Origin of the sequence: Streptomyces sp. NPDC007164, from assembly GCF_040634135.1 — a bacterium.
In the GTDB taxonomy this organism is placed as follows: Bacteria; Actinomycetota; Actinomycetes; order Streptomycetales; family Streptomycetaceae; genus Streptomyces; species Streptomyces sanglieri.
In genome coordinates this window covers 1-9,482 of the sequence record NZ_JBEYFB010000100.1, presented here as the reverse complement: position 1 = coordinate 9,482, position 9,482 = coordinate 1, and the positions used below count along the sequence as shown (strand labels likewise).

Below are 9,482 nucleotides of genomic sequence, written 5' to 3'. Positions count from 1 at the left end.
CTCAGGGCGAGTTGATCACGAACCTCACTCGATATGTGCATACCAGACCAACGCGCCAGAGCCCGCAAAGCAACGCGTTGATTCTTTACAAGCCCTCGGCGGAGCGCAGCGGTTCCTGTCCACGTTCAGCGGTATCTCACCGCACTTCCGGCCCCGCCGCCATCTGATGACCGCCCCCGACTACCGCACCGAGATGCAGCACCGCTTCACCACCTGGGAGCAGGTCACCGGCACCGCCGGTCTGTCCACCGCGGCCTGAGCACAGGCCCCGAACCAGGCCCCACCATGCCCCACCATGCCCCGACACACCATCAGACACCCACACACCCAACAACGTGACAGCGCCGCCCAGGCTCCTGGAGGCGGGGCTGCTGTCCGGTGCGTGCAGGTCTAACGGTTGGGCGTGGGCCAGCGCCGCCGGTTCAGCCTGCCTTAGCCTTCGGCTCCTGGCCCTGCTGGGCCTGCCTGATCCGTTCAACGAGCATGCGCATTGCCGGGTTGAGGATCCGCGGGTCGGCGGCGGGACGCACGTTGGTGTTGATGTTGACGAAGGCCACCGCCGGGCCGACGCGGACGTTGATGGAGGTGCTGCAGTACGAGTCGCCCATGCAGTACGACGCGGAGAACGCCGCGTCCACGCCGGTGAACTGGACCGGCCGCTGCTCCGCGCCGCCGAACTGCTTCTTCTTCTGGGTGACGTGGCCGATCGCGGCGGCCGGGGACTTGAAGGACTTGACGTTGAAGCCCACCGCCCCGTCCAGGTCGCTCGCGGCATAGCCCCGGCTCGCCGAGGCGACGAGTCCGTCCGCCGGCTCGGGGCCGCTGTAGCGGGGCGTGCCGGCGGGCTCCCAGCCGGCAGGGACGTCGCCCGGCGCGGGCAGCACCGCCTTGATCTGTTCCTCCCTCAGGGACTTCACCGAGGGTGCGGGTTCAGAGGACGTGGCGACCGCCTGCCCCGCAGTCTCCGCGCCGCCTGCAGAACATCCGAACACGGGCAGGAACAGGAGCCCTGGCACCAGGACAGACACAGTCTTCGTCGCACGTGACACGCTTCCCCCTTCGTGACGACTCCCCGTTGATCATAAAGGCGGGTCTCTCCAAGGCGCTGCCGAGTGGTCATTGAGGACGCCGAGCTCGCCGGCCTCTGGGGTGAGCCGCTCAGTGGCCCGCAGGCGGGGAGGAGAGACCGTTCCTCTCCTCTGCAGACCATCAGGCCGCCACCAGGGCGGCGTACTCGTGGCGCTGCCGGTCACTCAGGAAGCCGCCTGTCTGCAGCATCAGCTGGGATCCCGCTCTTCGTGTCGGTGAACTGCCGGTACGCGGTGCAGGAGATGCCCGACGCGATGGTGATCAGCAGGATGCCGGGTGCTAACGGCCTGGGCCGCGGATCTGGGGGCTGCCAGCGCCGGCGGGGCGGGTCGCCGCGGAGGAAGAGGGGCCGGGGCGGGTTCCTGCTTCTCTTCCCCCGCGGCGGGTCAGGCGCGGACGGCGTCGTCCGTGGTCCGGTGATCCGGCGGTGGGTTCACCGGACGCAAGGCCTCGTTGGTCAGCTTGGCGGGATCAGGCGTCGCAGGTGTCGAGCAGCTCGGCCAGGGCAGCAGCCTCGGCGGGGTTGGCGGTGAGGCGGTAGGTGGCCTTCACGCTGATCCAGGCGCGATTGTAGGTGCAGTGGTACGACTGCAGCGGCGGCTTCGTCCGGGTCAGCGACGCCGAGAAGGCCCAGGGTCTCCACGCGGGGGCGGCGTAGCGTGCCTGGCGGGAGGTCCGCCGGGGTGACGCGGCGCCCGGTCGCGCAGGTCGCGACCGCGGCAAGGGTGTGCCGCACGGCCTGGGCGCTGTCGAGGAGGACACCGTAGAGATCGAAGAGCACGGCCCGCCGGGTCACGGGGTGCTTCCATGGTCGGTAAGCAGCGCGGACAGGGTCATCCGGTGATTGGCGAGCAGGTCGGTGGCCCCGGCGTCGCGGTCAAGAACGCACACGGCGGTGGTGACCACTGCGCCCGCGATCCGTAGCAGCCGTGCGCTGCGCAGGAGGCTCGCCCCACTGCGGGCGGTGTCGTCGAGCAGGACGATGCGGTGGCCGTCCGGGGCGACGCCCTCGATCTGCTGCCACGTACGTGTGGGGAGTCCAAGTCTGGGCACGCCGATGGCCAGGGAACAAGAACCTAGACTCGTTCCAGCGAGCGGTGGGGAGGGGGCGGGGTTTCGACCTGGATGGAATCGTAGGGGTGGACGATCCCTCCGCGGCGGACCACGGCCATGACGCCACATTTGAATGTGAATTCGCCGGACACGGAGTCCATGGTGAAGACCTCACCGAGCAGCCCCTTATGGAAGTCGTTGATCTTCGAGCACGGGTTACGCAGTCCCGTCACCTCGAGCACCGCCCGCTCTCCGAGCTGGAGCAGAGTGCCGGTGGGCAGGCCCAACAGGTCCACCCCGCGCGTGGTGATGTTCTCGCCGAGCTGCCCCGCAGAGACCTTGAAGCCCTTGAGCGCGAGCTCGTCGAAGAGTTCCTCGTGCATTAGGTGGACCTGGCGCAGGTTGGGGAGGTCCGGCTCGTAGGTCATGCGGAACTGGTGACGGATCGTCTCACCTGCGTGAACGTCTCCTTCCACTCCGAGCCCCGTGAGCAGCGTGATGGAATCGCGATTGGGCTTGCTGAACGAGTACACCTCGTTGCGGCTCACTGCGGCGACCTGACCAGTCATCACGCTCTCCCACCAGTTGTAGTTCTACGGCCGGTCGATCCTAAAGGCGGTGCAACCAGCCTTGTGAGGACAGGGGTTCCGCTCGTCCTTGCGTCATGGGGGGAAGGTGCCGACGGCCACGGCCTATTCGGGCCAGCCGAGCCGCTCGTCCCGCGCTTCATGGATGCCTCGGAGCTAAACGACCTTTTCCTGCGGTCCCAGCACAGGCAAGGCGCCGACCTCAAGGTCCCTGCCGTCGGCGCCCCAGCCCAAAGACGACGCCGACGCTCCCCTGGCGACCGTCCGACACCTCCACCGGAGCAGCGATCAACCTCGCCCGCATCGATGCCTGGCTCTCCGGTACCTCCCATGCCAGCACGCGCGTCTCACACTTTGCGGCTCTTAGAAGCCGTTGTCTTTCCGGTCATGGCCGTTGAGTTTCTGCTGGTCAGGGGTGGATTCTGCGTCGGTGTGGAAGCGTGGGTGCATCCTGCTTCTTGATCGATGGGGGGGTTGCTGATGGCGTCGGTGCTGGGGCTGCTGGAGGCGCAGGAGTCGGCCGCGCGGGAGGCGGTCGAGCGGGCGCGAGAGGAAGCCGTGAGGATCGCGGCCGTGCTCGAGGAGGCCGAGCGACTGGTCGAACGGCTGGTCGTCGCCCGGGAAGCGGTGGTGGAGGTGCTGGCCGAGCCAGCCGGCCGGGGCATGGATGTGGTGGAGGAGAACTCGGTGGCCGCCGCGGTGACGGGATCACCGGTCCCCTGCCAGAGCGGGCGGCTGGCCAGGACGGTCCTCGCGCCGGACTACCAGCGGATCATCTCGGTGCTGGAGACCGAGGCCGGGGCGGGCCGGGACAGAGTGCGGGCCAGGGAACTCGCGGTGGCCCTGGGGCTGGAAGCGGTGCCTGCGAAGATCGAGGGAGTGCGTTCGCGGGCGAAACGCCTGGCCGAGCGCGGGTGGATCACCGGGCATCAGTCCGGGGAGTTCAGCATCGTGACGCCGTGACGATGCGGTTCAGGCCGCCAGGGACACCGTCGTCGTGGCCGGGTGGGTGCGGCGGGCGAGGCGGCGGCTCATCAGCATGGTCATCGACCACAAGATCATGGACTCGCTGGTGGCGGGCAGCGTCTCGTAGTCGCGGGCCAGTCGGCGTGAGCGCATCAGCCAGCTCAGCGTCCTCTCGACCACCCACCGCCTCGGCAGCACCACGGAACGCGGCTCGTCACTGCGCTTGACGATCTCGAGAACGAGGTGGAGCTTCTCCCTGGCCCAGTCGACGAGCATGCCGGTGTAGCCGCCGTCCGCCCAGATCAGACGGAGCGAGCGGTGCGAGGCCCGGGCCCGTTCCAGGAGAGGTGCCGCCGCCTCGCGGTCGCCCACGTTCGCGGCGGTGACCGCGACCACCAGCAACAGGCCGAGACAGTCCGTGATCACGTGCCGCCCGCGGCCCGGCACCTTCTTCCCGCCGTCGTATCCCCTGATCGCGGCCGGCACCGAGCTTGCGGCCCGCACCGACTGCGAGTCGATGATGCCGGCGGTCGGCGCGGCTGCCCGCCCCTCACTGATGCGGGCTCTCCCCCGCAGCCGGTCATGGAACTCCACGTCCAGGGCCTGACGGCGCCATGGCGATTGTGCCGGGGCCGGGGCGCCGGGGGGAACGCATTCAGGTCGGCGGCTTCGTGGACGTTGGCAGCGGTGAGTGGGTCGTCGTCGGGGGTGGCCTTGGCGCAGGCGCGCTAGGACCTGTCTGATAATTGATCTTGTGGTGGGTCGTGGAGAGCTGGCGGATGCAGCGTGGGAGCGGATAGCTCCGCTGCTGCCGGGTGTTGACGGGCGGGGTCGTCCATGGCGGGATCACCGGCAGGTGATCAACGGGGTGTTGTGGCGGTTGCGGACGGGTTCTCCGTGGCGTGACTTGCCGGAACGCTTCGGGCCGTGGCAGACGGCCTATGAGCGGTTCGCCCGCTGGGAGGCGGACGGGACCTGGGCCCGTCTGCTCGAGGAGGTCCAGGTCCGCGACGACTCGGTCGGAGCGGTGGAGTGGACCGTGTCGGTCGACTCCACGATCAACCGTGCTCACCAGCACGCCGCCGGCGCCCGAAAAAGGGGGCACCGGCGGGGGACGAACTGGAAGATCCGGAACGCGCGGCGGCTGGCCAGGCGCTCGGCCGGTCCCGCGGCGGGCTGACCACCAAGGTTCACCTGGCCTGCGACGGCCGGGGCCTGCCCCTGGCCATCCTTGTCACGCCGGGCAATGTCAACGACTCCACCGCCTTCGGCGCGGTCCTGGACGCACTGCGAGTACCCCGGACCGGCGTCGGGCGACCGCGCCGTAGGCCCGACGCGGTCATCGCCGACAAGGCGTATTCGTCACGGGCGATCCGCCAGACCCTGCGGCGCCGGGGCATCCACGCGGTAATCCCGGAGAGAACCGATCAGAAGGCCAACCGCGTGCGGCGCGGTCGGGCCGGCGGCAGGCCGCCGGCCTTCGACCGCGAGCTCTACAAGGCCCGCAACGTCGTCGAACGCTGCTTCAGCCGGCTCAAGCAGTTCCGCGCCATCGCGACACGGTTCGACAAACTCGCCGCCCGCTACCGGGCCGGACTCCACCTCGCAGCACTCGTCCTCTGGCTCCGCGAACCCAGACAAGATCATTTGTCAGACAGGTCCTAGGCGCGCAGCGAGGCGGCCAAGACGTCGAAGTAGCCTCGGCGCGAGGGAGCGTCGGTAGCTAGCGAGATGCTGCACAAGACCCGGGGCCATCATGCCCCAGGGTCTCGTACGGTCCGGCTCGACGGCCCGACAACCTCGGTGTCATGCGCAGCGGGTGTCCGCGAACAGCCGCGCCCTGACTCCCGCTTCTCCAACCGTTCGTGCTCGGCAGCCTTGGTAGCGGTTGCGAACGTCTTTTTCGGCACCGGCGACGGAACGGGGCCGCCTCCGCTCAACTGTTGCGCCGGGCGGCGGTGACCGCGATCGATGTCGCGAGCGCGAGGCACAACGGCGAATAGGCGAGTCGGTCGAGGCGCCGGAAACGGGACGATACCGATCCCGGGGACAACAGATCGGTCCGCCCGACGAGCCCTGCCACACCGCGCACGCCGAGTACTCCTGCGACGCCGGCCGCGCCCAGCCGGGACAGTGCCGGGTACCGCCGGGGCTGTCCGGCGACCAGTAGGGCTGCGGTCCCCAATGCGCCTGCCACGAGATGGCAGGCAACCGGGCCAGGCATGTCCGGTCGGCCGGTCACCGCGTCCGCGAGGGATTCCCGGTCGGGCAGCGGCCACGACGAACCTCTGCCCCAGGCAACGTGCATACCGGCAAGAGCGGTCAACGCCGTGACGGAAACTCGGCGGGCAGTGCGTTCGGTCTTCATGGCGTTGACGCTATCGCCCGCGCCCCGGGGAAGTCCGAGCGGGTGGCTGGCCACGGCGGACAGCGCACGCCCAGCAGCAATTAGCCGTCGAGGACGAGGGCCGCGGCCTGCCGGCAGTTGCGAGACGTGATTCCCGGCAGCGAGGCTGTGGCGGGCAACGGTATCGATGAGGCCGATGTCCGCGCCGGGTGGAACAGCCGTGGTGCCGGAATTGATGAGGCTTCGCGGACACAGCCAGACCTGCTGTTCATTCCCCACTTGGTTGAACGTGCATCGAAGAGCCGGAGTCGGAGCTGGGTGAGCATCTGCCCGAAGGGATGGGCATGCCCAGCAAGGGCGTCCAGTTCGGGGCAGTGGGCAAGAGTGGAATTGAGCCTCAGTCGCTCCTTCTCCGCATGGGTGTCCGAGTGGGTCAGGGTCCACCCGGCGGCTGTCCCGGGCTATGGAGGTCGGCCTTCCGGCATGGCGTCCCGGAAGGGACGAAGGTGAGCACGGACTGCCCCGCATCCACCGGCGTATCCGTGGCTCTGGATCTCCTTCCAGAGGATCCCTCGGCCCACCGCTCGCGCAAGTGCGGCGTGACGTAGTCGTACGGCGCCCGCAACCGCCCCGCCCCGGTCTGCCTCACGTATCGCCCGCACGCCTGGATATCGCGCTGCCAGAACGTGTTCTCCGGCTCGATGCCCCGCATCCTCACGAACTGCGCCAGGGCCCGGTCCGAAACGCTCGATGACCGTTGCTTGCCGCAAGGTGGTCGGGGTGGGTCAGACCTGTCCTGACTGCCGGCATCCGCCGCCTCAGTCCCTCTGCCCGGTGGCGACGGCGATGTCGCCGAAGGACGCGGCGAGGGCCCCCGCGATCAGTTCGGGCAGTTTCGTCTGCCCGTCCACCTCGGCCCATCGCGTCAGTGCCGTGTGCATCGCTGCCAGGCAGGCGCTGGTCGCCGCCTGAGCGCGGAACGTGGCCTCGGGAGTGGTCGCGTCGTCCCCGAGGGCATCGACGATGGCCTGTTGTAGCGCATATTGGCTGTCCAGGTGCCGGGCCCGCAGCGCGGGCGTCGAGACCATGAGCCGGAGACAGTCCAGGAGAAACCGTTCGTTCGATGCCGGTTCGTCTCCGTCGCCGCTGGTCAACACCGTGGCCGTGTCGACGAGTGCGCCGCCGACACGGCGCACCAAGGGGTGCGTGGGCGACGACGCGGCGACCCGTTCGGCGATGAGCTGGACAGGCTGGTCGATGAGGACGAGGTCCTCCTTGGTGGAGAAGTGCCGGTACACGGTCATTGCCGAGACGCCGACGGCCTCGGCGACGTCGGCCACTGTCACCGCGTCGTAGCCGCGGTCGGTGAACAGCCGCACCGCCTGTGCCTGGATCACGCGCCGCGTCTCGGATCTCTGTCGCTCTCGCAAGGTCGTCTGCCGCTCACTCATGTGATAGACACTACCGCAATGTTAGTGACTAACGGTTTTGAGGTGGGTGGCATGAGCGATCTGGTCGGCAGGACGGCTCTGGTGACGGGTGCGTCGCGTGGCATCGGGCGGGCCATCGCGGCCCGGCTGGCGGCCGAAGGGGCCATGGTCATCGTGCACTTCGGCACGGACGAGAGCGGGGCGGTGGCGACGGTCGAGGAGATAGAACGTGCTGGCGGGACCGCCCTTGCCGTCCAGGCCGAACTGGGAGTGGACGGCGACGCCGAGACACTCTTCGCCGGTGTGGAGGTCGCCTTGGCCGGTCGGCCGCTCGACATCCTCGTCAACAACGCCGCGGCTGCGCCGGCCGGCCCGCTCGGCGCGACAACCCGGGCGGAGTTCGACCACCTCTTCGCAGTGAACGTGCGAGCGCCGTACTTCATCATCGAGCACGCACTGCCCCTGCTGCGCGACGGTGGCCGGATCATCACGATCTCGTCGGTGGCGACCCGGATGGCCAACCCGGCCCAGACGTCCTTCGCGATGACGAAGGCCGCGGTCGAGACGATGAGCAGGACTCTGGCCAACCAATTCGGCGCCCGAGGCATCACTGTGAACGCGGTCGCTCCCGGAGCCACCAGGACAGCGACCAATGGAGCTGCTTTCGACGTACCGGGACTCGCCGAACAGATCGCCGGCATGACAGCACTCGACCGGCTGGGCGGGCCCGGCGACGTCGCCGACGTGGTCTCCTTCCTCGCCTCCGACGCCGCCCGCTGGATCACCGGCCAAGTAATCGACGCGAGCGGTGGCCTGTTCCTCGGTCCACGCGTCTGACTGACGAGGGTTGCGCCGTGCCGTCGGCACGGCGGGCCCCGACACTGTGTGTGAGTGGGCGGGGTGGTGTCAGCGAGTTGGGCGTCACCTCGCCCGATACGGGGAACAGCGTGCTGAGCTGTACTTCTTCAGCCGGGGTGCCCGCGGATCCCGACTGTCATGGAGTGACTGATCAAGCCCCAACCGACATGAGCACAGCCTGGATCCGGGGGATATCCCCCCTCTGGAGGGGGCCCACCCTCCTCGACGCCCGGCGTGGTAGCAAGAAGGATCTGGATCTCCAAGGACTCGCACGTTGTGGCTGCTTGCTGGCCAGAAAGCCGGGGGATCGAGATGAGACTCGCATATGGGCCGTGCTCTCGCAGACTGCTGTTGCTGTTGTCGGCAGCCTGTGTCGCCCTGATGCTGCTGTCACCAACGGCTGCGGCCTCCCCGCCGGACGACCGGCCCGCCTTGATCGAGGTGTCGTTCACAGGCGTGGACGGTGTGCGCCTGAACGGGACGGTGCTGAGCCCCACGGCAGGCGGCAGGGATCGGCCCGCGCTGGTGATGGTGCCGGGTGCGGGTCCCGGTGGCCTGGCGCTGGGCGGTGCGGAGGCGTTCGATGTGGGTGCAGGTCTGGCACAGGGCGCGGCCGGTGTCGCCCCACGGGGTGCAGGGCTGGTCTGGGCGGGCTCTGCATTCGTCGCACATCCGGTCCGTGGTCGTGCGGCGGGCGGCGGCTGCTAGGAGTTGGGTGGTGGCGGATGTGGGAGCAAGGCGGTGCTTCGGCCCTGCGGCGACGGGCAGCCACCGGACGCCCACCCAAGCTGGACGACACCCAGGTCGAGACGGTCCGGGCTGCGTTGGAGCAAGGTGCCCTGGCTCATGGTTTCGAGGTCGACCTGTGGACCCTGGAACGAGTCGGCGCGGTCGTCACCCGGGCAACGGGGGCGGTGTTGTCGAGGGCGTCGGTGTGGCGGCTACTGACCGGCCGGCTCGGATGGAGCCTGCAACGGCCCGAACGGCGGGCGGTCGAGCGGAACGAGTCGGAAATCGCCCGTTGGATCGCGCACGAGTGGCCGCGCATCAAAGAGGGGCCGTGAACACACGTGCCTGGATCATCTTCCTCGACGAATCAGGCGTCTCCCTACTCCCTCAGATCCGCCGCACCTACTCGCCCCGAGGGCGGAC

General features: G+C 68.9%; 12 protein-coding genes and 1 pseudogene. 6 read left to right on the top strand and 7 right to left on the bottom strand.

From position 1 onward, the window contains the following. A pseudogene (locus tag ABZ622_RS41155) lies at nt 1–259 on the top strand (IS6 family transposase); the annotation flags it as partial. 163 nt (nt 260–422) lie between these two features. Here ABZ622_RS41155 and ABZ622_RS41150 read toward each other — a convergent pair. The 4 genes from ABZ622_RS41150 to ABZ622_RS41135 form a co-directional block, all read right to left on the bottom strand. Further along, nucleotides 423–917 carry a hypothetical protein gene (locus ABZ622_RS41150; RefSeq protein ID WP_360552357.1) on the bottom strand — a complete coding sequence of 165 codons (495 nt, stop codon included), beginning with the start codon at nt 915–917 and terminating at the stop codon, nt 423–425. Nucleotides 918–1,560: 643 nt separating this feature from the next. Beyond that, complete coding sequence (locus tag ABZ622_RS41145; RefSeq protein WP_360552355.1) at nt 1,561–1,851, bottom strand: hypothetical protein; 291 nt, start codon at nt 1,849–1,851, stop codon at nt 1,561–1,563. Between the two features lie 30 nt (nt 1,852–1,881). Further along, nucleotides 1,882–2,142, bottom strand: coding sequence for a hypothetical protein (locus ABZ622_RS41140; RefSeq protein WP_360552353.1), 261 nt, complete (start codon nt 2,140–2,142; stop codon nt 1,882–1,884). A 23-nt stretch (nt 2,143–2,165) separates the two neighbouring features. Next, nucleotides 2,166–2,711 (bottom strand): MOSC domain-containing protein, encoded by a 546-nt coding sequence (locus ABZ622_RS41135; protein ID WP_360552351.1) that lies wholly within the window; start codon nt 2,709–2,711, stop codon nt 2,166–2,168. Nucleotides 2,712–3,194: 483 nt separating this feature from the next. Here ABZ622_RS41135 and ABZ622_RS41130 point away from each other — a divergent pair, with 483 nt between their 5' ends. Then, a complete protein-coding gene (locus ABZ622_RS41130) occupies nt 3,195–3,692 on the top strand; it encodes a hypothetical protein (RefSeq protein ID WP_360552349.1) in 498 nt (165 codons plus the stop codon). 9 nt (nt 3,693–3,701) lie between these two features. On the opposite strand, the gene ABZ622_RS41125 is transcribed toward ABZ622_RS41130, so the two are convergent. After that, nucleotides 3,702–4,418 (bottom strand): IS5 family transposase, encoded by a 717-nt coding sequence (locus ABZ622_RS41125; protein WP_360552359.1) that lies wholly within the window; start codon nt 4,416–4,418, stop codon nt 3,702–3,704. Nucleotides 4,419–4,449: 31 nt separating this feature from the next. Between ABZ622_RS41125 and ABZ622_RS41120 the strand changes: the two genes are divergently transcribed. Further along, a protein-coding gene (locus ABZ622_RS41120; protein WP_360552347.1) for an IS5 family transposase occupies nt 4,450–5,360 on the top strand; the annotation gives its coding sequence in 2 pieces (ribosomal slippage) (nt 4,450–4,786 and nt 4,786–5,360; 912 coding nt in all). Between the two features lie 271 nt (nt 5,361–5,631). Here the strand turns inward: ABZ622_RS41120 and ABZ622_RS41115 are convergent. Beyond that, nucleotides 5,632–6,063, bottom strand: coding sequence for a DUF3995 domain-containing protein (locus ABZ622_RS41115; RefSeq protein ID WP_360552345.1), 432 nt, complete (start codon nt 6,061–6,063; stop codon nt 5,632–5,634). 797 nt (nt 6,064–6,860) lie between these two features. Continuing rightward, complete coding sequence (locus ABZ622_RS41110; RefSeq protein WP_360552343.1) at nt 6,861–7,493, bottom strand: helix-turn-helix domain-containing protein; 633 nt, start codon at nt 7,491–7,493, stop codon at nt 6,861–6,863. A gap of 51 nt (nt 7,494–7,544) precedes the next feature. On the opposite strand from ABZ622_RS41110, the gene ABZ622_RS41105 reads away from it, so the two are divergent. From ABZ622_RS41105 to ABZ622_RS41095, 3 genes are all read left to right on the top strand, one after another. Then, nucleotides 7,545–8,309: an SDR family oxidoreductase gene (locus ABZ622_RS41105; RefSeq protein ID WP_360552341.1), complete on the top strand. Its 765-nt coding sequence runs from the start codon at nt 7,545–7,547 to the stop codon at nt 8,307–8,309. 402 nt (nt 8,310–8,711) lie between these two features. Continuing rightward, nucleotides 8,712–9,038, top strand: a complete 327-nt coding sequence (locus ABZ622_RS41100; protein ID WP_360552339.1) for a hypothetical protein — start codon at nt 8,712–8,714, stop codon at nt 9,036–9,038. Between the two features lie 17 nt (nt 9,039–9,055). Next, nucleotides 9,056–9,394 carry a winged helix-turn-helix domain-containing protein gene (locus ABZ622_RS41095; protein WP_360552337.1) on the top strand — a complete coding sequence of 113 codons (339 nt, stop codon included), beginning with the start codon at nt 9,056–9,058 and terminating at the stop codon, nt 9,392–9,394. Nucleotides 9,395–9,482 lie beyond the last annotated feature (88 nt).

Coding starts and splice junctions, on each gene's coding strand:
- ABZ622_RS41135 (WP_360552351.1), bottom strand. CDS start 2,711: ATGACTGGTCAGGTCGCCGCAGTGAGCCGCAACGAGGTGTACTCGTTC.
- ABZ622_RS41130 (WP_360552349.1), top strand. CDS start 3,195: ATGGGGGGGTTGCTGATGGCGTCGGTGCTGGGGCTGCTGGAGGCGCAG.
- ABZ622_RS41115 (WP_360552345.1), bottom strand. CDS start 6,063: ATGAAGACCGAACGCACTGCCCGCCGAGTTTCCGTCACGGCGTTGACC.
- ABZ622_RS41110 (WP_360552343.1), bottom strand. CDS start 7,493: ATGAGTGAGCGGCAGACGACCTTGCGAGAGCGACAGAGATCCGAGACG.
- ABZ622_RS41105 (WP_360552341.1), top strand. CDS start 7,545: ATGAGCGATCTGGTCGGCAGGACGGCTCTGGTGACGGGTGCGTCGCGT.
- ABZ622_RS41100 (WP_360552339.1), top strand. CDS start 8,712: ATGCTGCTGTCACCAACGGCTGCGGCCTCCCCGCCGGACGACCGGCCC.
- ABZ622_RS41095 (WP_360552337.1), top strand. CDS start 9,056: ATGTGGGAGCAAGGCGGTGCTTCGGCCCTGCGGCGACGGGCAGCCACC.